This is a genomic window from Acinetobacter sp. 802_lipA (assembly GCF_058242885.1).
In genome coordinates, this window is sequence record NZ_JBZAYP010000001.1 from 885,302 (window position 1) to 909,994 (window position 24,693).

Genomic DNA, 24,693 nt, shown 5'->3' on the forward strand with positions numbered 1-24,693 from the left:
TTCATTTTACTCATTAATTAATGTAATTATTCTCTTATTTTTAGACTCTTCCATCATTTTCTGCTTAGTAATTTCGAGATAAGGTGCATCGTCTTCATTTATTTTATTTAGAAAATTTTCTGCATCCTTAATATTTTCTGAATCTAACAACCCCATCAATGCTAATAAGAAACATCCAAAAAGATATGCACCACCAAAAAAATAAACAAACAAGGATACCTGCGTAGGTAACCAATTACTTAGAATACTTGCCAATAGAAAAGGCAATACTAACAGTAGTGCAAAAAAGAAATATTGAGCTCCAAAAATAATAACTTGTTTTTTGACAGAACGACCATCTTTTATTTTTAATGTAAAATTACTAGCACTTACATTTTGCTGGGGAGTATATTCTATAAATTTACGTCCAGATTTATATAGTCTAATAATTTGATCTAAATTAATTAACCGAGCCTCATGTAACTTTACTAGATAACAAATAAAATCATAGTCAACATAATCCAACCTAGCTAGTTCTTGTGCTGCCCTATCAAGAACTAATCTCCTAACTCCATCTTTCTCAAAAAAGTTTTCGAAAAATCTATTTGTCGAATCAAGTTTAGCCGTATAGTCTTTATGCGCCAAAGCTGTGATTTCTTGTCGTTTAAAAAATATACCAATAATTCCAACTAAGGCACCAAGCAGTCCAACGATATGAGTAATTTCCATTAGCCCCTCTAAGCAGTAACAACTACTGGTATTTCAAAAGAAATATGATCTGTATATTCCGCACACATAATATTTATTTTTATTACACCTTCATCAATAGCGTTAGGAACTAGATAATAATTATCAAATTTTATTTTTCTTGTATGTAAAAGTGAATTAGTTATAATGTAAATAGTATTTTTATCGGAGTAGCTATCACTTAAGCCCATATTTACTTTTGGCATTAAACTTCCGTAATCTATAGTCGCTAAGTTTTTTAACACTCCTGACATATATTCCTGCTGTCTTGCCTCGGGTGACTTAATATTTGGAATCAAACTTTTCTGTATGTTCTTTTGATACCATTTAATATCTTCATCAGATTTATCATCAATAATTGTAATAAAATTTGGAAATTCGATTTCTACACTAATCATGTTAGCCAAATTACTACCAATATTTTCAACAGCAATATTTAACTGACTTGATCTTACTTCTAACTGATGAAGTGCTCTTAAAGCGTGATTATGATTATTTATATCTACTTCTGAAATAGCATCAACTTCATCATTATATTCTTGAATATATTTTTTTATATCATGCATTCCCAAAATTGAATGAGTTGTCAATAAATCTCCTGCACGTCGCATTTCCATGCGAGTGGAAATTCTTTCAGGTTTTTCATAGTAGTCATCCTCCCTTAATTTGAACCAAAATAGCTCTATTTGATCAAACTCTTCTATTGAGGTATTCGCTATGTCATTAATGCTTACTTTAAGTAAAGGTTGTTTTACTTTAATCGACTCTTTAATACGTTCATTTTCTTCGCGGAGTTTTCTATTTTCCTCACTGAGCTTAGCTAGTTCTTCAGCAAGTTGACCTGAAATTTGGTTTCCTCTGATCCAACCGCCCCCCCTATGCTTTCTCATGTTTTTATAAAGTGAATTTGAAATCTTATGTTTTAAATCATCTACCGTATCCCAAAATTCGCACAAACGATCAGTCAGAACCTTTTCTCGAAAACGCTGTAGTTTATCAATATTTTCATTGTTAGCATCTCGTTCATGCGGGCGTGTAGGAACATTATCATTACGAACAAAACAAAGTATCTTTAACCCTTTACTGATAGCGTAATCGAACTCTTTTTCTGTAAAGCTAATCCCATCTTGTTTCGAGATCGAACCGTATCGATGACCCAATATTAAAATATAAAAATCACTTGAATCAATTAAATCTTTAATAATTGTCCATTGCTCATCATTATCAGCACCAAATAATTCCATACCTACTGGAAAGTTATAAGATTCTAAAACAGTATTGATTGCGGCACTTCGCGCTTCTATTAAATCTGTATATGTTGAACTAATAAATACTTGGTACTTCGTATCTTGACTCATTTTTTCTTTATAAAATAAACATTGAATTAATTAACATTTATAGCATCTCAACAAAGTTAGATAAATACATATGTATAGGACTTACGCATTGACGGATTCAAAAAAGTATTAAAATACTTTATAAAGTATCTGTGATCAGACGAATTAAACATGCTTCTACAGCAACTTGTACATTACCCATTTATATGGGCTTTCTCATGACAGAACCGAACTCTATTAGCTGCACACAACTTGCCGAGACTTATAACATCTCGCATGATAGTGTAAATCGCTTTCTAGAACGTGAAGACTACACACCTCACGACCTATATCAAGAAGCAATTCAACATATTGATAATAATAAACTTATAGTCAGTATTGATGATACTGTTTTAGATAAACCCTATAGTCAACATATGGACTTGGTTAGCTATTTTTGGTCAGGCAAACACCACCGATCCGTCAAGGGTATTAATCTCATTACCTTGTATGCGACAGATCAGAATGGTCAAAATATTCCAATTAATTTCCGAATTTATGACAAATCTGAAAGTAAAACCAAGAATGATTACTTTATGGATATGTTAAGTGAAGTACTCAGTTGGGGTGCAAAGATTCAATTTATTACAGGTGATAGTTGGTATTCATCGACTGGAAATCTAAAAACCATAAGAAAATATGGTATTCGATTTATGTTTGGTATCGACTGTAACCGTAAGGTTTCCCCAGAAAAAGGACAATGGTTTCAACTGCGTTTATTGCCAAATTTCCATCAGGGTCAAGTGGTCTGGCTCAAAGATTTTGGCTTTGTACAATTATTTAAGACTCAGTTAAAAGAACAGCAGAGGTTTTATATTGTGCATCAAGATGAAGATGATTTATTGTCCTTTGAGGGTTTTCATGAATTACATTCAAGTCATTGGAAAATAGAGCAATATCACCGGGTGATTAAACAGGTTTGTCATATTGAAAAGTTTCAAGTAAGACGATCTAAACTGATTTTGAATCATATTTTTTCAGCCTTGATGGCCTACGTCGAGATACAAAAGAACCAGTTTGAGCGGATCTTTGAAAATGTATATCGTTGGCAGAAGAAATTATTTAGACCAGTTATCAAAAACTTCATTGATGACTTTATTCTCGATAAAAATCATCTGCTACCACAGAGAATCTATAAATAATAGTGCGTAAGTCCTAATGTATTAGATAATTTCTTGCTTTTAAACTAAAACAGCACAGCATGGTTTTATGTTATGAATACAATTCCTGCCTAAATAGAACCTCCGCTTGAGCATCATTTAAATCAGTAAATTGACGACCGTTCTTTTCTCGATCACTGTCGCCATAGTTAAATGACATATAAAGCACACCATTTGGTTTCAAGGCAATTATCAACTTTCCTATGACTTCAGCTAAGCATTCACGCTCACAATGCAATAAAGAGGCACATGCCCAGACCCCATTATAAGCCTCATGCTCATCAGCTTTACTTGACCGTCTGTAAGCTGGATTGCTCTTTTTACAAGCTCTTCTGAGTAATCCATTGCATCAACTTCATAGCCTTTATTTTTAAAAGCCTGCGTATCTCGTCCCGAGCCACAACCAACGTCAAGAATCCGAGTACCTTCAGACAACTCAGCTAAGAAAGGCTGATATAAACTTTCCATATCAACTTCAAACGTTGAAGCTGTAAATTCTTCTGCATGCTTATTGTAGTAGTCTATTGTTTTAATTACGAATACTTAGGCTAAAAATCACAATTAGTCTACTAAAAAACAAAAAATAAGGGAGCAAAAACTCCCTTTCTATTCACGGCTCGCCAACTTATTTTCAATCCACTGATGAATTTCATAAGCAGACCAACCAATACGATTCTGTGTAATTTTTACTTTTTTGGGAAAAGTCGGATCATAGTAAGGTGAGTATTCATCCATCATTTCATAGATTGTTGATCTACCTACACCAACAAATTTAATAACTTCTTTAATACTAATCAGTTGATTCATTTGAAAAGTTTGTCCAACAAACGCATTCATGAAATTTACTCCAAATCAATAATGCGAGCGTTACTGCTCAAATAATCAGGAGGTCTGTAAAAATTAACTAATTCACCGCCCTCACACTCCCGTGCAACCCTTTCTGCATATCCTGTACAAATCCATCATCTTGATTGAGCTTAGATTTAGTCTTGGCTTTCGAATCAACAGGCTGTTGTTCTGCTTGAGAAGATTCTTCCGCGTAAAACTCCCCAACAATTTCCTCATCCTCCTCTGCATTCACCTCAAACTGTGCATTGCTAAAACCATAGCGAGCCATCTGATCTAAAGCCACTTGATTAAAACCACACAATTTACTTTTCTGGTCAATCTCCTTAGCGGTTTGAATCGCTTCTTGTAAATGAACACCCTCCCGTAAAGTTAAATCCACGTAATACACAGGCGTTCGATAGCTTTGCGTAGTGCTCTTGCCTCTTAGAGTGAGTTGTAAAGGTAAACATGACAGTAAGCCATTGGATGCTGCATGGTAATAACTCAGTCTTGCTGCCAAAGTCCGGATACTATTAAAGCCTGTGGTTCTAAAGATGAAAGTACCGAGTTCATCTGACTCATCCAAATTCACATACAAACGCCCATAAGGTTTACAGAGTCCACCTTGTGCTAATGGGCATAAATCTGGAGATGGGCAAGGATGATGTTCTACCCCTTGATTGGTCAGTCGCCGACAAGTTTCACCATTGCCTACACAAACAGGACGGCCTGTTTGACGGTCAAATAAGCTGTACTCTGCTCGAAGATTCAGTTCAGGATCATTGAAGATCATACGGACTGGGATACTTCGCAGTTTTTGATTGGGTGCTTTGGCTCGGAGTTGTTCATCTAAGGGATGTTTCACCCAGCCCTCTTTATTTTGGATTTGAGAGGTAATGGTAAATTGGTCATCCTTTTCAGGGATGCGTTTACCATTCTTTTCCACCATCTTGCCGATACTAATTCGCCCGAGTATTGGCGGTGTAATGGCTAAACCTTTGATCATGTTGATTTCCTCTTTTGAGTAAAATAAATTAGACATAAAAAAGCCCATGCTGTGGGCATGGGCTGATATGAGCTTGCTTGTTGGTATTTCACTTGATGCTTTTATGGATAAAAATGGACTTATGCACCATTGGCATAAATCTGAAAACGCCGTGTCCCTTGCTTGGCTTGTGGAAACTGATCGAGATACTCAGGGTGTGATTTAAGTAAAGCCTTGGTATCCAAAGTAATCGAGTCTTTAGATTTCTTCCACGTCACTGAACCTGTTTTAAAGGTGGCGCGTTCAGCCTCTTGCATCTTGGCCTGAAGCTGATGTTTAAGTAAGTCAAATTGCTCTTGGTGCTTTTCAACTTGGTTGCGTACTCGGATTAGTTGTTCAAACTGTTGATTGGCTTGCTCATCCTCAGATAAGTCTGTCGTTGAAAGCGGTACATGTTCTGGATAAAGCAGTTGTAAAGCTTTGGCTGCCGATTCGCTGGCATCGGCTTCAGGTGGGGTATCCTTTTCCACACATTCCCAGAAGTAACGCTCCGCATTGATGATGTGCTGAATCACGGATTCTGAACGTGTCACTTTAAAGATTCGGGTTTCATGTCCGCAGAGTAAGACACAAATATGCGCTGCTTGCTTGCCTGTCACCGCCAATTGATGTTGCACTTGGCAGAGCACGTATAAAGGCACACCGTCTCGCCATAGCTTGGCACCATACTCCCCTGCGGTTTTACACTCCAGTATTTGTACATCGGAATCTCCAACAACTGAGTAATCCAGATTAGCTAACATAAAATGTTTGTCTGGATCAGGGTGTTGTAATACGGCATTGACTCTACGCACTTTGTAGTTGGTATGCATGCTGTAGTATTCAGCAACTAAGGGTTCAAGTCGTTTGCCCCAGTACAAGGGTGCATGGCCTTCGCTTTGATCTTCGATGTTTTGTTGAATGCGTCCTGTTTTGATCATCCATAGTTCTAGCATCGACATATACGGATTGAGACCACAGGCTGCCGCACAGTCACTGCTGCCAATGCCCTTGCGTCTGACTTCCAGCCATTCGGCTTGCGTCATATTTTTAGTCTCTACGAAACGTTTTGCTGTAAACAGTTTTGGGCGATTGGAGTAGATACTCAGTGTTGCGTTGTTTGGTTGAATTACGGCTGAGTTCATAGTAATTTCCTGTCATTGTTGAATTTTGGGCATAAAAAAAGCCGTGTCCGAAGACACAGCTTTTGAATGAATGAGTTAAGTTATTTGTAAGGTTGAGCTTTTCAGTTAGGCGATGAGTCAGCTTAGGCTAATCAATAGATGCTTTGGAATTAAGCCAACATGCGTAAAGCTTGTTCCAGTCCACGTTGCTTGAGACCCGCTCCAGCACCAAACCATGCAGAATCCAGACGATGATCTTGACTCATAGCACGACGTTCGTGATCGGCAAATTCAGTAATTGAGCATAACAAGCCATAAGCGCTGTCTTTGGCTGAGCTGAGTTCTGCCCCACGACCCTGCCCGTTAAACATAGTCATGACTTTCGACATGGCACGGCCATTCGGTTCCATCTTGTTTTCAGCTTTGGTAGCTGAATTGGCTTGTGTGGCAACATTACGGTAGAACTGAATAATGCCTTCATCCTGTTCCATTGGGCTGAGACTGGTATTGTTAAACACGGCATCAAAATAAGCCGCTGCCTCAAACTGCGTCACTTTACGCTGACTGAGTTGTTTCATTTCATATATGTGCTCATCCCATGCACGGACTGAAATCCCCAATTGCTGTTTAATCTTCTCTGCATCGAACTTAGTGCTGTGCGGTACTTTGACTACACCTGCACTTGAGTTTTGTCCCTTTAAGGCAATGGCTAAGGTGTTATTACACACGACACGAATACTGGTGAATTGTGCTGTAGTGGCGAGTGTCCCGTCACAAGCTGTAGCCAAAAGAATGTAGCCATTACTGACATCCTTACCTTTTAAAGCTGAGCTTTGTCCTGTACGTGCCAATGCCCAGAACTTCTTACCACCTTTGAGTACACCCGCAGTTTCCAGTTCAAAGCCCGATTGCTCAGTGAGATCACGATAAAACTCTAAAATTTGTTTGGGTTGCACTTCCTGATAACGCTGACTGACCACAGACAGCGGTGCATGGGTATCAGAACGGTATAAAACGCGTTGTTCTTCATAAGGCATAATGATGCTTTGTCCTCGATCATTTTTAGCCATATAGCTGACATCTGAAGATTCAATGCGCCAGTCCATACCTGCTTGTTGTGCCCAGACTTCAATCGGTTGATTGTGAGTCAGTTGGTTGCCTAAGCCATGCCAAGGGGTTTCACCGACATAGGCCATTTGTTCAAGTTGATGTGCCATGATTTTAATTCCTATAAAAATTTGAATTGCTGTAAAAGGTCATTGGATAAATTCATTTAAAAATTAGTTACGGATGCTTGGACTAAAATCGCGGTCACAGTCATTGCAGTAATAATGTCGGCTATAAACAGGATGTGAGCTACTTTGGACTTCATCCTCGGTCATCAGCATCCAAATGCCACCGATCAGCACCCCGACTAGGGCGCCTGCAATCGGGGGAATGTTCAAGCTCTTAGAAACACTGATACCCAAGGTCGCTAATGCTATAGGTGACATCACATTGTTTTGCGCTGAAGGTGAATTGCTGTTGATGACGAAATGTTGTGGGGATTCCAACAGTACTGTGTCTCGGGACTGACAATAAGGACATGGCAAACTCATCTGAATAATTCCTGTAATAAAAATGAGTGAAATAAAAAAAGCCTGCTTTGGGGGAAAGCAGGCAAAACGTGAATCGGGTTATTGCATAGGGCTGTTTTGAAGGAGCCACATGCTTCTCATTTAGATGATATGTATCTGTATTTTTTTAGAATGTGATTTTAATCGACGCTTTTTAAATCAATTTTAATGACTTGATACAGGGATCAATTGACCTGATTTTTATCAGCGATTATGATGCAAGAGCTGGCCTACATTGCCAGTCGGTTTTGACAGACCGCAGATCCAGCACGGTATATGAAAGTAATTTTGTATGTCGTGGAACCCTCGTGTCCCCCTGTTGTTGCGGTAGGACGGGAGGGGGACGCCTTGTGCGTGCTGGTTCCTTGGATCCCAGTCTGTCAACCCCTTCTCGTTCTGCCACCATAATCAATTGACAGTGATTCGGTAGAACTTCTTATAATTCCAAGGAGTCATCAATCATGATTCAATTTACTGTGCTTTCTTCCCCTGCACTCGCTCCATTTATACCTATTTGCCGACTTCGGTATTGCATTCCGATTCCAACTTTATTGTCTTGCCCTGTGCACTGATTCATTTCACCGCACTGATCAACCACTGAGTTTTTTAATTCAGGGGCTGCTTTGTGCTGGAACAACATTATGAAATTGATCGTACAGCTCATTTTAATTGTCGTCGTGGTGGCGATGCTAGGCCCCTTTGTTTTTGTGCTTGGCGGACTATGGCTGCTGATTTATCTGGCAGGCTGGCATAAATAAACCCATTCGTATGACTTAAGAACAATAGATAACAATGACTTGGAACAGAAATGAAATATCAAACTTGGTTTGGGGTAATCACCATTGCCTTCAGTAGCACCCTGCTCACTGCCTGTGACAGCAAAGTCAAACGTGACTTTAAAGCAGGTTATCAGGCGGGTGGTTTAGACCGCTCTACCTGTGGCTGTATTTACGACAAAGTCGAAGCACATTACTCGCCTGAATTTATGGAAAAAATGGCGGATGTCACGGTTCGAGAAACAATGCACCCACCTGAAGATTTTAACGTGGTGATGGCAAATGCTGTTCAGCAATGTCAGTCATAAATTCAAGCATCTGGGGAACCACATGAAAAACTATTTAATTATCGGCTACGTGCTGATCGCACTGATTTGCTCAGTGTATTTCAAGAATTTCAGCAGTACCGCACATTACAGCTATGCCTACAATCTCGGTAAAGCCGTGGTTTGGCCTGTGACCATTTTTAAGAACTAAGCCAGAGGAATAACAAAATGAAAAAACTCATCTTGGCCTGTGGCCTTAGTCTGATCTGCACCTCGCTGTTTGCACAATCTAATTCAGCAACTGTGATTGTTAAAAATATCGAAGGCTTTAGTGAATCAGGCGACGCCTTTAGTTTTAAAACCACCACAGGCAAACGCTATCAAGTTTATAACGCAGGTGGTAGCAATCCGATTCAGGGTGAAGAGCTGGTTTCTAATTCCATCAAAACTAAGAAAGCCATTTGCCTACGTTTAGATGCAGATAAAACAGAACCGCGTTTGGTGCAATCAGTTCATAAAGGCAAATGCAAATAACCACACAGAACAAACAACGACTTTATTCATAGATGAAATAAGCAATTTTTTAGGAAGTCAGCCATGAAACTGATCCACCCGATTCTTTTATCCAGTGTATTAATACTGGGCTTAACCGCATGTAGCCCATCCAAAGAATCTCAAGCCGTAGTAGAACCCAAAGCAACAGCAGATCAAAATACGGTCTCTACCGCGAATAGCACTTCTGATCAGTCTGAGACGAGCAATCAATCCGAGGATGATTTTGTCGTTGATAAATCATTTTTAGAAAATGGCGCTGATGCTGAGCAAATGACAGAATTATCACAGGAACCGCCCTTACAGGAAGAGTTCGAAGTCCGTGTTCGCCGTGATGAATCACAATACTCCATGACAGGCTATGTGGATAAGCTCAATATCATGTCACTGAATAATGATCCCACCTCTCTGACCAACGTATCAATCAATCGTGGCAATTGTAGAACCAAAGGTTTTTATGATTATCAGAATATGCGCTATGGCTCAGTGGCCCAAGTCTATCTCGGTTGCGCTGCTGAAAATGTGCGTGAGGTGACCATCACCACCAACAGCGGATTGACCTATACCTATAATTTTTAGCTATTGATAACGAAGATTTTCCATTAATTAAGGGAATAAAAATATTCCCTTCTTTTAACCACAACAATATTATTTATTTTAATATCAATAATTTAAAACACAACCCAAATTTCAGTAGACATATTTTTAAAAAATAATTTTCGAGCTTAAGCCCAGCACTAAAGCATTATCAACATTATTCGTTGCTCCAGGATTGATTACATATTGAATATTAGGTCTAAGCATCAACCATTTCATTGGGAAATATGAATAGTTCAACTCAATGTTATATTCAGCCTCCTCGTTAATGACTTGGTGTATTTGACTGTAACGATCACTAACATCAACTCTATTCATAGCAAAACCAACAATATCATTAGGATGATGATTTAAAAGTCCAACATATTTCAAACCCATTTGTTGCATATTTTCAACTTTGTTAGTGGTTTGATCATGAAAGCTGAAGTTCATAAAGGCATACAATCCCTGATGAGTTGAGTCTTTTTGGGTTAATTGTTGTTCCGCAACTCCCCACATACCATATGTATGATCTTGCGGCTCTCCAGTAACAATATCCTTCTGATTTTTAACATCATGAGCTGTATTGTAAAATCCACCAAGACGATATATCCCTGGTAATTCATTTATTCCTTTTTTAGGCTGCCATACAAATTCAACCGGAATATTCACGCCATCTGCATCATTCGTACTAAAATTCCAACCTTCACTTTCTTCCAAGTTTTTTGGGTTATATTCGAATACACCAAATTGTATAAAGGCCTCAGGGTTAAAACTATATTTAGACATTAGAGCCCATTGGCTTACAGGTGCATTAATCCATTTACTGCCTTGCCATTTCCCCATTTGTGCACCGCAAAATGAATTATTTTGAAAGTCACAAGACATCACATTGAAATAGGTTCCCATGGCAAAACGCCCAACTCGAATTCTGGTAGCTGCGTTCCTAAAATTCTTCTCGATCGACAATTCTGCAAGCCTTGTACCCGAATTACCTCGACCATAGTTTGCCTGTACATTGGCCAATTGTGGTGCTTGCGGATCGGAAATCTGTTCTACTGATACACTCTGTCCTTGTCTTGCCATAATTAATGCTCGAACACTCACCCCGTCTACATTTAACAACTTTTCTAAATCTAAGATTGTACCCAGTGAAAACTGGCTAACATATGTTGGGTCTTGTCGTGGGGCATATCCACCATCTGCTAAATAAGCAATATCGAGATTGGAACTACCATCAAATTTGATTCCTTTATCTGCTAGAGCTGTTCGTTCACCACCCCAGTCCCCTGTTAAATTTGTCCGATTCACATCAAATAAGCTCTCAGCAAAACAAACTGTATTTGTTCCAATAAGTACACCAATAAGACATAAAAAATTACTTTTTTTCATTGCACAATCCCTGCAAATTTTGAATATAAGTTTCCCTAAACAGCTAATTGAATGAGCTATTTTGAATGATTAAATGGAGTAAAAGTGGTGTGATAAAATTGCAGCATGGCGGGACTCCTGTCACATACCATGCTCAATTCACTAACAGAATTGGATTCTCTTAGGTTAAATGATTTTTAATTTTCTCTTTAACGGCTTCTGTAGAAATACCATAACGATCATGTAGTGTTGGCAGTGCACCTGCATCTAAAAATGCATCGGGTAACCCAATCATGTCAAAACGTGGATGTTGCCCATTTCTTAATAACAAGGTTCCAACTGCTTCACCTAAGCCCCCAACCACAGAATGATTTTCAGCAGTAAGTACAGGTCGACCTCCTTTTGCAACTTCAGCTAAAATCGTTTCTTCATCAAGAGGCTTAATGGTTGGGACATGTAAAACTGAAACCTCAATTCCCTCTTTTTCAAGTTCTTCAGCGGCCTCAAGCGCACGCATGGTCAGTAATCCAGTAGAGATAATCAAGAGATCTTTACCTGGCTTAATGACTTGGGCCTTACCTAATTTAAATTGGTAGTTATATTTATCCAGTACCAATGGAACTTGACCACGCAACAAGCGCATATAAACAGGACCTTGATGAGCAGCAACCTGTGGAATAGCCTGTTCAATTTCCAATGCATCACATGGATCAATGATCATTAGGTTTGGCATTCCACGGAAAATGGCAATATCTTCTGTTGCTTGGTGACTTGGTCCATATCCTGTAGTTAAACCAGGAAGGGCTGCTACAATTTTCACATTTAGATTATCTTCGGCAATCGCCATACAGATAAAATCGTAAGCTCGGCGTGAAGCAAAGACAGCATAAGTCGTGGCAAAAGGAACGAAGCCTTCTCGAGCTAATCCAGCAGCAGCACTCATTAGGAGTTGTTCTGCCATTCCCATTTGAAAGAACTTATCTGGATTTTGATTCGCGAAAATATGTAGATCTGTATATTTGGATAGATCTGCTGATAATCCAACAATATCATCACGCTCTTTCGCTAGCGCATTTAAAGCATGCCCAAATGGTGCAGACTTGGTTGGTTGCCCTTCTGCAGCAATCGAAGCAATCATGGCAGACGTTTTTAATTTTTTCTTAGGAGAGTTCGCTAATTGGCTCATGGATCTAGACTCCTTATTTGCCGTAATGGGTTAATATGTTTAAAGCTTCATCCCATTCGCGTTCATCCACGCGAATAAAATGTGTTTTTTCACGGCTTTCTAAAAATGAAACACCTTTACCCATTTTGGTATCGCAAATAATGACTCTTGGGCATGTTCCTTCGTGGCATTTCGCTTGATCGAAAGCGTCAAGTAAAGCTTCCATATTGTTGCCATCTACGCGTTGGGTGTACCAACCAAAAGACTGCCAACGATCTACAATTGGTTCAAAAGCTAGAATTTCACTTGAATGCCCATCGGCTTGCTGATTATTCACATCAATAATTGCAATGAGATTATCTAACTTCCAATGTGAAGCCGACATGACTGCTTCCCATGTCGAGCCCTCATTGAGCTCACCATCTGATAGGAAGTTATAAACAAAAGACTCTGATTTCTTTTGCTTTAATCCGAGGCAAGCACCTACCGCAATGCCTAAACCGTGACCCAATGAACCACCAGTGATTTCCATACCAGGGGTATAAGTTGCCATGCCTGACATAGGTAAACGACTGTCATCAGAACCATACGTTTCTAGTTCTTCAATTGGAATAACTTTTGCTTCGATCAAAGCAGCATATAAAGCAATTGCATAATGACCTATTGAAAGATAAAAGCGATCTCTTCCTTCCCACTCAGGATTGTCAGGCTGATATTTCATTGCATGAAAATAAGAAACTGCAAGTAGATCAGCTGCACCTAAGGCCTGTCCAACATAACCTTGGCCCTGTACTTGTCCCATACGTAACGCATGTTGACGAATGTTATATGCACGTTGCTGGAGTTCAGCAATACGAGCTTCTTTATTAATATTTGACATGATTAGCTTCTCTTATTAACGATTAACCAGTTTTGCTGGAACGCGTAGTACTAGGCTTGCGCCAACAACTAAGACTGCTGTGATTAAGAACATACCTATGGCATTCGAACCTGTATTAGTGGTAATCCAGCCGATGAGAAACGGAGAACAAAATCCAGCGAGATTGGCAAAACTATTGATTCCAGCAATACCTGCGGCAGCTGAAACACCACCTAAAAAGTTGGTTGGCAACATCCAAAACAAAGAAGATGCGGTGAGTACACCTGATGCCGCAATACATAAACAAATCAGCGATAGGGTTAGATTCGAGGCAAACAATGTTGCGAAGGTCAGTGCAATTGCACCAGCACACATAGGAATAATTAAATGCCAGCGACGCTCTCTAAAGTGATCTCCGCTACGGCCTGCTAATAGCATTACAACTATGGCACACATATAAGGTAGGCTGGTCAACAAGCCAATATGCCAGTTGTCGCTAATGCCCGAGTTACGAATTAATGTCGGCAACCAGAAAGTAATTGCATATTGTCCCATTACGACACAAAAGTAGATTCCAGCAAGTAACCACAAGCGTTTATCACTAATGAAGTCTTTAATACTGCTATGCCCTTCTTTCTGCTGATTATCTTGTGCGATTTCTTGCTGAACTAAATTCTTTTCAGCACTTGTTAACCAATGTGCATCTTGAACAGAATCTTTTAGAACTGCGAGGACTAATAAACCAACAACCACAGTAGGTATAGCTTCAAGCACAAACATCCATTGCCAACCATGCCATCCTTGCACATTGTTCATTTGATCCATGATTAAGCCAGACAGAGGTCCACCAATCATTCCTGAAATTGGGATCGCAATAAACCACAGCACAGTCATACGGGCCCGACGATAAGATGGGAACCAATATGTAAGATAAAGTAATAAACCTGGCGCTAATCCAGCTTCAGCAACACCGAGTAAGAAGCGTAAGGTATAGAATTGCCACTCTGTTTCAACAAATGCAAAACAGCCTGACAAAATACCCCATGTAATCATGATTCGAGCAATCCAACGTCGAGCACCAACTTTGTGAAGCACAATATTGCTAGGTACTTCACATAAGAAATATCCTATAAAGAAAATACCTGCGCCGAGTCCATAAACAGCTTCACTGAACTGTAAATCACTCATCATTTGAAGTTTGGCAAAACCAACATTTACACGGTCTAGGTAAGCACAAAAATAACAAAGCATTAAAAATGGCATCAGCCGAAATGCAATTTTTCGATATGCAGATTTACGAATAGCATCTGTATCAGATGAAAATACGGTATCCATCATGCGAGTCCCTTTACATTTGGCCACAATATCCTCTCATGGCCATGTCTCTATTTTAAATTTTCTAATACTAATACTGAGTTTTAGTGAATCAGCATTCCGCCATTTACATCTAAAGTTACACCTGTTAAATAGTCTGATAGATCACTGGCTAAGAATAATGCTGCATTTGCAACATCTTGAGCTTTACCTAAGCGACCAAGTGGAATACCTGCAAGAATGTCATGACGACGATCATCCTGCATTAGACCACCAGTAATATCTGTTTGAATCAGACCTGGTGTAAGTGAATTCACACGAATATTATCTGCACCAAATTCACGTGCCATCGCTTTACCTAATCCTAAAACCCCAGCTTTGGCAGCGCTGTAGTGTGGACCACCAAAAATACCACCACCTCGTTGTGCCGAAACGGATGATAAGCACACAATACTTCCTCCACCATTTTCTTTCATTGAGGGAATTACAGCCTGAGACATAATGAGTGTTCCACGCAGACTGACATCCAAAATACGGTCATAATCATTACGCTTGATATCTAATGTTTTTACAGGTTGGGTAATTCCTGCGTTATTGACCAAAATATCAATTTTACCGTAGTGTTGAAGGGCTTGTTCCACAGCAGCGTGTGCTTGTTCTTCATTAGCAACATTTGCTGCTAGACCTAAATGACCTTCGCCCAATGCTTTAGCCGCATGCTGGCTTTGCGCAAGATCTAGATCAACAATAATGACTTTGGCGCCTTGCTGTGCAAAGATTTCTGCTGTTGCACGACCAATACCACGTTCAGATGCTGCACCTGTGATTAACGCTACTTTTCCTTGTAGTAACATGTCTATTCCTCTTTTCTTCAACATATTTATTCATCGTTAGATTCTCTTTTTTCACAGTGAGCAGCAATAAGGTTAAACTCAACTAGGCATGAATAATATTCATGCCTATGATATTTTTAGTTGATATTCGAAAGAAAAATGGAATTTTAAATGAACAATAGTGAAAAAAATTACAATCAAGTGCCTGCAATAAAAACCTTACAAGCGTTTGAACAAACTGCTCGGTTAGGAAATGTGGCAAAAGCGGCAGAGGTTTTGAGCCTCACACCATCTGCTGTCAGTCATCAAATAGCAAAACTAGAAGAAATGATTGGTCAAAGCTTATTTATAAGGGGCGCACGCGGAGTGACCTTAACACCTTCTGGTGAACGTTATTATCAAGATGTAACGACTATCTTGCATAATTTGATGTTAGCGACTGAACAAGCATCAGATAAAAGCCCAAAAGATAGTTTATATATCCATTCTTCACCTAGCTTTGGACTTCTGTGGTTATTGCCAAGATTGGAATCATTTAAAGAACAATATCCTCTCATTCAGGTGAATTTATCTTGCTCTTATGAAAACCTTCATTTCACACGAGATAAAATTGATATTGATATTCGTCATGGTATTCCGAATTGGACAGGCGTCGAAATTAGAACGGTTCGAAGTGAAAAATTAGAAGTTCTTGCCTCCCCCAAATTACTTGAGCGCAGTCCTGTTTCTAAGCCTAAAGATTTACTAAAAAAAGAATTAATTTTATCAAAGTCCACACTCGTGACATGGCCCCAATGGTTTGCACATCAAGGGTTAAGCATTCCTGAATTTCCTTATACTTTTAGTTTTGATCGCTCATATATGTCACTTGAAGCTGCAACTCATGGGCTTGGATTTGTCCTAGAAAGCAATTTACTTACCCAAAATTATCTAGATTCAGGAAAACTTGTGAAAGTCTTTGCTGATGACTTATCCGTACCCATCTCTGCACACCACTTAGTTTATCCACGTACCCATGAGAACATTCTCAAAGTGAACCACTTTTTAAACTGGATTGGTGACGAAATCATAAAAGATAAATAATGATCAAACAGTCGCTCAAAACAGAAAGCAACCATTTAAACCAGACTTAGAACTATCCGCTGACAATCAAAGGTTTTTCTACGATGCCTTGTCACTCTTAAGTAATGATTATTGGCATGGCTGTTTAAACGGTTTTTTACCGCTTGCAAAGCGCGTTGAATCTGCTTGTCATCCAAACAATTCACTGAGATACCTTTTAAATCATGCTCTTCGAATGAAACGGCACCATAACCATTGGTGACCTCCAACCATTGCTCACCGATTCTACGTGCATGATCCGTTAGAGTGACAGCTTGTGCTTGTCCAGCATAGATACAGAATAACTGAACATAGTAGCCCTGCTCTGGATCATGTTTAATCTGCCACAGCACCGAATGAATTGAACGAAACAGCTCAGTATCTCTGGATCGAATTAACTTTAGAAAAGCACTGAGGTAAAGATCAAGATCATATAAGCGAATCACTGATAGCGCTTCAGGTTGAACCCCTAAACAAATTGGAAAGATGGTTAATTGATCTTGTTGCTGTATACATTCTGATAAGAAGCGTTCAGCCTTTTTCACCTGTTTCTTATACTCGTTCTGATCGGATTGATAATCCGCTTCAATCAACCCAGCTTGATCTTGTACATATTTTCTCTGTACACGACAAATTTCATAGGACCCTTGTCCTATCAGGCTTTTTCTTTCTTAAAATTGCTAGCACTTTCTTAAATTCTTCTTTTTTTCCAAAACCAATCAAACGTAGAATAGCCATTTGAACATAGTCCAAACCGTAGCGAAATAAACTTACTGAAAGTCGTCCATGCTTCTTTATTTTTATCGCTTTTTTCCGATCATGTTGCCATTCACCTGTTAAATAGCACCAACAGAAACCCATAGCTAGCACTGCTATCAATTTCTTGACTCGTCTAGGGTCTGTTAAACGAGTATTTTCAAGATTGAATCCACGTCCTTTGAGACAACTAAATAACGTTTCGATTTCCCAGCGTAATGCATAATCACGAATAGCAGAAGCATTAAACATAGGAGAAACAACAAGTAAAAGTTCTCCATCTTCTAATCGTAGCGCACTAATATACAGTTTCACTCGACCAACCCAAATACGTCGTTTACGACATTCAGTTTGACCAACTTGAAGATGACGAAATAAATCACTAATTTTATGATTCTTGGCTAAGTGATTGGTCACAATAAAGTTTTTTTAACACGTATACAGAAGTTAATGTCATTTTCAATTAACCATGTAAACCATTTCTCACCGATAAATTCTCTGTCTGCAAACACATTCACAATACGATCTTTACCAAAAATGGAGATAAAGCGTTGAATCAAAGCAATACGCTCTTTTGTATCTGAATTTCCACGTTTATTGAGCAATGTCCAAACAATAGGTATCGCTATTCCACGATAGACGATGGCTAACATCAAGATATTGATATCTCGTTTTCCCCATTTCCAATTAGTTCTATCCAAAGTTAATTGGACTTTATCAAATGAAAATATATTGAAAATTAACTGAGAAATTTGACGATAATCGAAATACTGACCTGCAAAGAAGCGTTGTATACGTCGATAAAATGATTGTGGTAAGCACTTGATGGGTAAGGCTTTAGATGCAGAAGAAAGATTACATGTCTGTTTTACAATTAATGCAAGCATAATCAGTGTAAAACATTTTGCATGTGACTTGTTCCACTTTAGATATTTGTTTAAGATGAGATATAACTCATTGAAATGTGTCATCATATTCGTCTTCAGAAAACAAGTATTATGCCATTATTTCAATGAGTTATCTTTTTTTGTCGTGTACAAAGACATATTTTATAAAACCTTCCACCACATGATCAGGCAAGTCTTGAATAGAATCGTAGAACTTAAACGCATTGGCTTTAAAGATGATCTGCTCAAGATGCTTAAACACAATAATGGCAGCAATATAATTATTCCCATCTACAAAGAATCGTCTGGATTTCTTAATCAATGGAATGATCTGCTGTTTGAATTGCTCAACACTGATTTGATTGGTTAAGATTGCTTGAATAAAGATTTCAATTTCACAAAATGTTTGAGATTCATTGTAAGTCGTCATGATAAAACACATCCTAAGTTATTTATTTCATAGACTTAGGAGTGCCGTAACTTTTTAATGGTGATCTAATCTAGAATCCACATTGCTGCAAGGTTTGGGCTACACCTCTACGCCAATGCACTTCAAACTGGCCCGTACCAAAGCTGCGCATATACGGTATCTTTGCGCGTAAATGCTGTGCATACTTTTCAGGATTGACCAGATACATTCCTGTATTAAAAGCATTGCTTACTTCCAATTGAACATTACACTGGATATTTCCTACCCCTAATCGATTATTCCGCATAAACTTCTGCTTATGTTCAGTCGTATTACAATTAAAGTACCATCCCAGATTACCTGTAATACTTTGCCATAATTTCCCAACCTGATCAGCGAGATACCAGTCACTCAGACGTTTAGATGGATCATAAATTAGCAATAAATGGCAATGATAGCCTTTTTTTGCACCCTGCTCTAATGCCCATGCATAGCCCTGTAACCCCATGAAACATCCATCTTGATTAGCTATGCGATTTCTTAAAATATTCATATGCTGTTGAACATCTTGAATACCTATATAGACCTGTTGTTCTTCGAGATAACCCAAATCGACACGCACAAATAACAGCTCAGAATAGTGGGTAATGAGTTTAGTCAGATACTGATACAGTGAATTTCGATTCTGCTGTTCTTGCTGAATGAAACAATTCAACTCATTCCAATAATCATTTCGATATTGATAGAGTACACAGCATAGGGTTTGAACTTGCTGAGTATTAAAATTTAAGATGTATGATGCTGATTGACCATTTAGAAAATGATCAATCCAATACTTACACTGAATAAAATATTGAATGGATTCAGCGTAGTGAAGCTGTGCTGAATAGAAGTGTTGAAAGGCTTCATATAATGTACTGAGTGACTGTTTGAATTGTTGTTCACCCACCTGTTCGAAACAGACATCATAAACAAAATCTTCAATTGCAGTGCAAAGATTAGATTCATTCCAGATCACTGTAGTCAAATTCATGTCGTGATACTCATCATGTTAGGATTCATATCACAGCCATGTCTGTAATCTTTTAATTGTTTAACCATATATATGAGTAAAGAATCATTCAACAATTAAGCAAGATATTGATAAATATATAATTAATAATATATTTAATAACTTTAATAACCTACTAAGGCCAATCTACGGCTTAACAACAAATTGGTTAGACCGACTGAGCATAGAACACATGAATTAACCGAGCAAAGAGAAGCTAAAGTTAATTTTTTAATTATTCACTTTTATCATTTTAGCAGTTGAACCCTTTATTAATACCTTTCTGATCGGAGCTGCTGGTTTTGGTTGGAAAATCTCTTTATAACACAGGTATTTGACGATTGTATTTTTGAACAATCTCTGTTTCTTTTTATCATTAGCAGCAAACACAACGTATTTTGAACTAAATTCTGGTTGGGACAAAAATATTTCAATACATTCAGTTGGATTGATAATATCTAGCGGTTCTCGATTAATTTTAGCTTGTATATGATTGTTAAGAAATCTATCCCAATATTTTATTATGGATACTCCTACTTCATCGAGTTGCTCAAGCTTCGTTCGTGGAAAGAAAAATAAAACATCCGCTGATGTTTTACTTTCATAACCAACATTCCAACTTCCTAAATATCCTGTACTCATCGAAAGTGGTTTAGATCTTTTCGAAAACCGTATAAAGCTGGTAAAAAGCGTGGAAAACTCTTCCTGAGACAAGGCCCCCCAATTTCTTTCTACTCTAAATTGAATTCTATAGGACTTACGCACTATTATTTATAGATTCTCTGTGGTAGCAGATGATTTTTATCGAGAATAAAGTCATCAATGAAGTTTTTGATAACTGGTCTAAATAATTTCTTCTGCCAACGATATACATTTTCAAAGATCCGCTCAAACTGGTTCTTTTGTATCTCGACGTAGGCCATCAAGGCTGAAAAAATATGATTCAAAATCAGTTTAGATCGTCTTACTTGAAACTTTTCAATATGACAAACCTGTTTAATCACCCGGTGATATTGCTCTATTTTCCAATGACTTGAATGTAATTCATGAAAACCCTCAAAGGACAATAAATCATCTTCATCTTGATGCACAATATAAAACCTCTGCTGTTCTTTTAACTGAGTCTTAAATAATTGTACAAAGCCAAAATCTTTGAGCCAGACCACTTGACCCTGATGGAAATTTGGCAATAAACGCAGTTGAAACCATTGTCCTTTTTCTGGGGAAACCTTACGGTTACAGTCGATACCAAACATAAATCGAATACCATATTTTCTTATGGTTTTTAGATTTCCAGTCGATGAATACCAACTATCACCTGTAATAAATTGAATCTTTGCACCCCAACTGAGTACTTCACTTAACATATCCATAAAGTAATCATTCTTGGTTTTACTTTCAGATTTGTCATAAATTCGGAAATTAATTGGAATATTTTGACCATTCTGATCTGTCGCATACAAGGTAATGAGATTAATACCCTTGACGGATCGGTGGTGTTTGCCTGACCAAAAATAGCTAACCAAGTCCATATGTTGACTATAGGGTTTATCTAAAACAGTATCATCAATACTGACTATAAGTTTATTATTATCAATATGTTGAATTGCTTCTTGATATAGGTCGTGAGGTGTGTAGTCTTCACGTTCTAGAAAGCGATTTACACTATCATGCGAGATGTTATAAGTCTCGGCAAGTTGTGTGCAGCTAATAGAGTTCGGTTCTGTCATGAGAAAGCCCATATAAATGGGTAATGTACAAGTTGCTGTAGAAGCATGTTTAATTCGTCTGATCACAGATACTTTATAAAGTATTTTAATACTTTTTTGAATCCGTCAATGCGTAAGTCCTATTCTATATACTACTAAATCTTGGGTAAACATCTGATCTAGATAATCAATTGCTGTTGCATATCGTCTCGCACAAATTTTGTGTTGGATTATATTTGCCTCAGATTTATTGAAATTTTGAGAAACTTGATTGGTTCTGATCTTAAGACTTCCATACTGATAAGTCTGAAGTTGATACCTTTTTTTCAACCTTAAACTATTCACATTTAACTCATTGATTTTTTGAAAACCTAAATTAAATTTATCATCAACCACACACCTAGAAAAAAATACACTGAGCTGTACCGTAATACTTTTAAGAAGGAAGCTCGTCATTTCGTCAGATGAGTATTTTAATAATCTCTGAATTTTATCTTGCTCATCAAGTAGACTAAAATATTGTTGGCAAGCTCTAGTGATTGAATACGTTAGTTCATCGGTGGTTAGTGAGTTAAAATCAGTATAATGACGTGGAAAATCAAAAAGACCTCCGTTAGAAGCTAATAAGTTTTCAATAAAAATCTCTAGACGTACTCCAACGTCAGCTAAATCTGCAAATCTTGTATCTGACTTTGCGTATTCTTTATAAACAAGTTCGGTGACTGCTATTCGCTCAATTGCATTCCTATTGAGATTTTGGCACTGCCAGATTTTTTGAGGATTCTTACCTTCGATTAGATTTTGCCAAAATTTAATATGCTTACGATAAGCTTCCTGAGAATCAATAGACACAGACCGATCTTGCTTCAAAAAAACATTATTAATTGGCAAAAAATCATTCTGGCTATCTTTACACTCTAATTTTATAATTCTATCTATATAAGTGTAATAGCCCAAAACCCAATACTTAAAATTTTGAATACGTTCTTGCTGAAAGTATGAAATCTTTGAAAAATCTTGCTGAGTGACTTTCTTCAATTGCACTAACCAATCACTGATTTGTATACCTGATTCAAACTTATCTCGTATGATTTTTTCTTTCAACTTCTCTATTTTAGCTTTTGTATTGAGCTTTCCTTTCCCCTCAAAAAATAAGATACACTGCAAATTCAAACCAAACTGATGGTCGTTTTCATACTTAAAAAAGCCATGAATAAAGTCAGGAAAATCATTTAAATAATTGTGAATCTTACTAACATAACCCCAATTAATACGTCTAAAATTTTCGCAATTATCCTTATAATTATTCTTTAGATTAATATCTAGACATAAGATTTTTATGTCTAGATGATTTGTTATGATTGCATCAAACTCTGTACATAAATTACAGAACTCACTCCAGAATAACTTATCATCACTACTCCTATTCCAATCGATACTTCCTTTATTTCCCCTAATCCAATTAATTAACTCCACCATGTATCTAGCTGAAAAATTTTGACTAGGTGTCTTATCACAAAAATATGGTATTTCATTACTTTTTATTTGAGATAAAAATTCAAATAATCCGTAAGGAATAACATCCTGTCCAAATTTACAATCTATGTTTGGAATAAAATTAGATAACTTATTGAGCTTATTAAAATAATAACGAACATCTTCCCCAAAATCATCAATCCCATTTTTATAATTTATTTCGAATGCTTTCAATATTGAATTTTTATCACCTATTACATCATCAACAAATTTAGAGTAATACTCCAAGGCATCAACTGACTCTTTAAAAAAGGTCATTCTATCTCGTTCTTCTTGTGATAATTCTGCATATGAATGATAAGTTCTCAATCTAAGCAGGGCGAATTCAAACATGAGGTGCGACAGTTTCAAAAGCCTTATGATAATCAACAAGCTGAGCAAATTTCTCTAATGGTGTAAGCCAATCTAACGCTTTTCTAGGGCGAGTATTCAGTGACATGGCAACTTGATTTAAATAATGCTGATCTGCCTGGTTTAAATCAATCCCTTTAGGTAAATATTGCCTAATTAAACCATTCATATTTTCGCATGTGCCTTTCTGCCATGGCGAATGTGGGTCACAGAAATATACATCTATGCCTAAATCTTCTTCGAGGATTTTATGTTCTGACATCTCACGTCCACGGTCATAGGTCAATGTTTTACGCAGTTCTGCGGGTAAATATTTCAGAGCTTCAGTTAAAGCCTTGCGCACTGATTCTGCCTTTGCATCAGGTAATGTTGCCAAGATACAGAGCCGTGTATTTCGTTCAATAAGTGTTGCTATCGAACTTTTATTGTCTTTACCTTTAATTAAATCGGCTTCCCAATGACCCGGTATTTTTCTTTCTTGAACTTCGGTTGGGCGCTCATGAATAGTTTTAATATCCTGTAATATAGAATCTTTTTTAGGTTCACCGTTAGCTTTTCGCTTTTTATTTTCATGTCGCAGACAGGATAGTAAGTCTTTTTTCAGCTCACCCTTTGGTAATGCTCGTATCGTTGAATAAATCGTTGTATGGCTTACATTCATTGTTTGATCCAAATCAGGAAATGTCTTTAAACGCTTTGCTATTTGCTGAGGAGACCATAAACAACGGATCGCTTCAACAATAAATTTCCAGAGGATTGAATCGATTTTGAGTTTTATGTGACCACGTCTACGTCTAGCGAAGGTGTTATCAGAAGCATATTGAGCTTGATAAACGTCATTGATGCTATTTCTTTTAAGCTCACGATAGATCGTACTAGGATGTCTTTTAATGAGTTCAGCAAATTTTCTGGCTGAAAAGCCTTCTTTTCTTGACTCAAGCATTAATGCAGTACGATCTTCAAAGTTAAGATGATGGTATGACAATTTTATATACTCCATAAACTCTTTAAATTAATTAGGTGGTTTATGTCGCACTTCAAGTTTTACTCTGCCCAGCTTAAACAGATCTATTTTATTCATACACAGTACAAATCACACTAAAACCAACTTAAATAATTGAATATAACTAATTAAAAGTCAACAACAATAAGAAAAAAAACCTATTAATCACAACTTACAGTCCCAAAAAATACATTTTTAAATAATATTAATCACAATTGTGCAAGCTAATTTGATCTTATACATTCATGTTAAATGTACCAACACCTATACAAGTCAAACTGATGCAAAGATTTATTACCCCTCAATTAATCATAAGAATTTAAT

At 37.5% G+C, this 24,693-nt stretch carries 26 protein-coding genes and 1 pseudogene; 6 read left to right on the forward strand and 21 right to left on the reverse strand.

The genetic code is table 11. The annotated features are described in order from the left end of the window. Positions 1-6: 6 nt before the first annotated feature. Positions 7-708 carry a hypothetical protein gene (locus AC4CU3_RS04435; RefSeq protein WP_279044705.1) on the reverse strand — a complete coding sequence of 234 codons (702 nt, stop codon included), beginning with the start codon at positions 706-708 and terminating at the stop codon, positions 7-9. An 8-nt stretch (positions 709-716) separates the two neighbouring features. Next, complete coding sequence (locus tag AC4CU3_RS04440; RefSeq protein ID WP_279044707.1) at positions 717-2,084, reverse strand: DUF4062 domain-containing protein; 1,368 nt, start codon at positions 2,082-2,084, stop codon at positions 717-719. Positions 2,085-2,215: 131 nt separating this feature from the next. Here AC4CU3_RS04440 and AC4CU3_RS04445 point away from each other — a divergent pair, with 131 nt between their 5' ends. Then, the gene (locus AC4CU3_RS04445) at positions 2,216-3,244 is read left to right on the forward strand and encodes an IS701 family transposase (RefSeq protein ID WP_007116247.1); all 1,029 of its coding nucleotides are present in this window, start codon (positions 2,216-2,218) and stop codon (positions 3,242-3,244) included. Between the two features lie 85 nt (positions 3,245-3,329). Here AC4CU3_RS04445 and AC4CU3_RS04450 read toward each other — a convergent pair. From AC4CU3_RS04450 to AC4CU3_RS04475, 6 genes and pseudogenes are all read right to left on the reverse strand, one after another. Next, positions 3,330-3,796: pseudogene (locus AC4CU3_RS04450) on the reverse strand (class I SAM-dependent methyltransferase); the annotation flags it as partial. 72 nt (positions 3,797-3,868) lie between these two features. Beyond that, positions 3,869-4,099: a helix-turn-helix transcriptional regulator gene (locus tag AC4CU3_RS04455; protein WP_005015568.1), complete on the reverse strand. Its 231-nt coding sequence runs from the start codon at positions 4,097-4,099 to the stop codon at positions 3,869-3,871. Between the two features lie 67 nt (positions 4,100-4,166). Then, entirely contained in the window at positions 4,167-5,096 is a 930-nt protein-coding gene (locus tag AC4CU3_RS04460; RefSeq protein WP_279044986.1) for a recombination directionality factor, read from the reverse strand. Between the two features lie 119 nt (positions 5,097-5,215). Next, entirely contained in the window at positions 5,216-6,259 is a 1,044-nt protein-coding gene (locus AC4CU3_RS04465) for a lambda-exonuclease family protein (RefSeq protein ID WP_279044968.1), read from the reverse strand. A gap of 149 nt (positions 6,260-6,408) precedes the next feature. Further along, positions 6,409-7,455 carry a DUF932 domain-containing protein gene (locus AC4CU3_RS04470; protein WP_279044970.1) on the reverse strand — a complete coding sequence of 349 codons (1,047 nt, stop codon included), beginning with the start codon at positions 7,453-7,455 and terminating at the stop codon, positions 6,409-6,411. Positions 7,456-7,518: 63 nt separating this feature from the next. Beyond that, positions 7,519-7,836 (reverse strand): hypothetical protein, encoded by a 318-nt coding sequence (locus tag AC4CU3_RS04475; protein ID WP_279044972.1) that lies wholly within the window; start codon positions 7,834-7,836, stop codon positions 7,519-7,521. Between the two features lie 826 nt (positions 7,837-8,662). Here AC4CU3_RS04475 and AC4CU3_RS04480 point away from each other — a divergent pair. The 4 genes from AC4CU3_RS04480 (at position 8,663) to AC4CU3_RS04495 (ending at position 10,027) form a co-directional block, all read left to right on the forward strand. After that, on the forward strand, positions 8,663-8,938 hold the full coding sequence (locus AC4CU3_RS04480; RefSeq protein ID WP_279044974.1) for a hypothetical protein: 276 nt from the start codon (positions 8,663-8,665) through the stop codon (positions 8,936-8,938). 22 nt (positions 8,939-8,960) lie between these two features. Further along, positions 8,961-9,107, forward strand: coding sequence for a hypothetical protein (locus tag AC4CU3_RS04485; RefSeq protein WP_178905194.1), 147 nt, complete (start codon positions 8,961-8,963; stop codon positions 9,105-9,107). A 17-nt stretch (positions 9,108-9,124) separates the two neighbouring features. Continuing rightward, positions 9,125-9,430: a hypothetical protein gene (locus tag AC4CU3_RS04490; protein ID WP_279044975.1), complete on the forward strand. Its 306-nt coding sequence runs from the start codon at positions 9,125-9,127 to the stop codon at positions 9,428-9,430. A gap of 63 nt (positions 9,431-9,493) precedes the next feature. Next, entirely contained in the window at positions 9,494-10,027 is a 534-nt protein-coding gene (locus AC4CU3_RS04495; RefSeq protein ID WP_279044976.1) for a hypothetical protein, read from the forward strand. A 126-nt stretch (positions 10,028-10,153) separates the two neighbouring features. Here AC4CU3_RS04495 and AC4CU3_RS04500 read toward each other — a convergent pair whose 3' ends face one another. The 5 genes from AC4CU3_RS04500 to AC4CU3_RS04520 form a co-directional block, all read right to left on the reverse strand. Next, entirely contained in the window at positions 10,154-11,416 is a 1,263-nt protein-coding gene (locus AC4CU3_RS04500) for a carbohydrate porin (protein WP_279044977.1), read from the reverse strand. A 160-nt stretch (positions 11,417-11,576) separates the two neighbouring features. Further along, positions 11,577-12,581 carry a transketolase family protein gene (locus tag AC4CU3_RS04505; RefSeq protein WP_279044978.1) on the reverse strand — a complete coding sequence of 335 codons (1,005 nt, stop codon included), beginning with the start codon at positions 12,579-12,581 and terminating at the stop codon, positions 11,577-11,579. A gap of 13 nt (positions 12,582-12,594) precedes the next feature. Continuing rightward, positions 12,595-13,440 carry a transketolase gene (locus AC4CU3_RS04510; protein ID WP_279044979.1) on the reverse strand — a complete coding sequence of 282 codons (846 nt, stop codon included), beginning with the start codon at positions 13,438-13,440 and terminating at the stop codon, positions 12,595-12,597. A gap of 15 nt (positions 13,441-13,455) precedes the next feature. Further along, on the reverse strand, positions 13,456-14,754 hold the full coding sequence (locus AC4CU3_RS04515) for an MFS transporter (RefSeq protein WP_215904343.1): 1,299 nt from the start codon (positions 14,752-14,754) through the stop codon (positions 13,456-13,458). Positions 14,755-14,837: 83 nt separating this feature from the next. Further along, on the reverse strand, positions 14,838-15,587 hold the full coding sequence (locus AC4CU3_RS04520) for an SDR family NAD(P)-dependent oxidoreductase (protein ID WP_279044980.1): 750 nt from the start codon (positions 15,585-15,587) through the stop codon (positions 14,838-14,840). 180 nt (positions 15,588-15,767) lie between these two features. Between AC4CU3_RS04520 and AC4CU3_RS04525 the strand changes: the two genes are divergently transcribed. Next, positions 15,768-16,649 (forward strand): LysR substrate-binding domain-containing protein, encoded by an 882-nt coding sequence (locus AC4CU3_RS04525; protein ID WP_279044990.1) that lies wholly within the window; start codon positions 15,768-15,770, stop codon positions 16,647-16,649. A gap of 35 nt (positions 16,650-16,684) precedes the next feature. On the opposite strand, the gene AC4CU3_RS04530 is transcribed toward AC4CU3_RS04525, so the two are convergent. The 8 genes from AC4CU3_RS04530 to AC4CU3_RS04565 form a co-directional block, all read right to left on the reverse strand. Then, positions 16,685-17,212, reverse strand: coding sequence for a hypothetical protein (locus tag AC4CU3_RS04530; RefSeq protein ID WP_490737994.1), 528 nt, complete (start codon positions 17,210-17,212; stop codon positions 16,685-16,687). Positions 17,213-17,303: 91 nt separating this feature from the next. Continuing rightward, a protein-coding gene (locus AC4CU3_RS04535) for an IS4-like element ISAba33 family transposase (RefSeq protein WP_155115347.1) occupies positions 17,304-18,394 on the reverse strand; the annotation gives its coding sequence in 2 pieces (ribosomal slippage) (positions 17,304-17,854 and positions 17,854-18,394; 1,092 coding nt in all). A gap of 46 nt (positions 18,395-18,440) precedes the next feature. Next, positions 18,441-18,740 (reverse strand): hypothetical protein, encoded by a 300-nt coding sequence (locus AC4CU3_RS04540; RefSeq protein ID WP_490737995.1) that lies wholly within the window; start codon positions 18,738-18,740, stop codon positions 18,441-18,443. A 70-nt stretch (positions 18,741-18,810) separates the two neighbouring features. Continuing rightward, positions 18,811-19,752: a YagK/YfjJ domain-containing protein gene (locus tag AC4CU3_RS04545; protein WP_279044983.1), complete on the reverse strand. Its 942-nt coding sequence runs from the start codon at positions 19,750-19,752 to the stop codon at positions 18,811-18,813. 249 nt (positions 19,753-20,001) lie between these two features. Beyond that, positions 20,002-20,412: a hypothetical protein gene (locus tag AC4CU3_RS04550; RefSeq protein ID WP_490737996.1), complete on the reverse strand. Its 411-nt coding sequence runs from the start codon at positions 20,410-20,412 to the stop codon at positions 20,002-20,004. 125 nt (positions 20,413-20,537) lie between these two features. Continuing rightward, complete coding sequence (locus AC4CU3_RS04555; protein ID WP_007116247.1) at positions 20,538-21,566, reverse strand: IS701 family transposase; 1,029 nt, start codon at positions 21,564-21,566, stop codon at positions 20,538-20,540. A 39-nt stretch (positions 21,567-21,605) separates the two neighbouring features. Beyond that, positions 21,606-23,348: a hypothetical protein gene (locus AC4CU3_RS04560; RefSeq protein ID WP_490737997.1), complete on the reverse strand. Its 1,743-nt coding sequence runs from the start codon at positions 23,346-23,348 to the stop codon at positions 21,606-21,608. Beyond that, a complete protein-coding gene (locus AC4CU3_RS04565; RefSeq protein ID WP_490737998.1) occupies positions 23,341-24,366 on the reverse strand; it encodes an IS30-like element ISAba125 family transposase in 1,026 nt (341 codons plus the stop codon). Before AC4CU3_RS04565 ends, AC4CU3_RS04560 begins: the two co-directional genes overlap by 8 nt. Between the last annotated feature and the right edge of the window lie 327 nt (positions 24,367-24,693).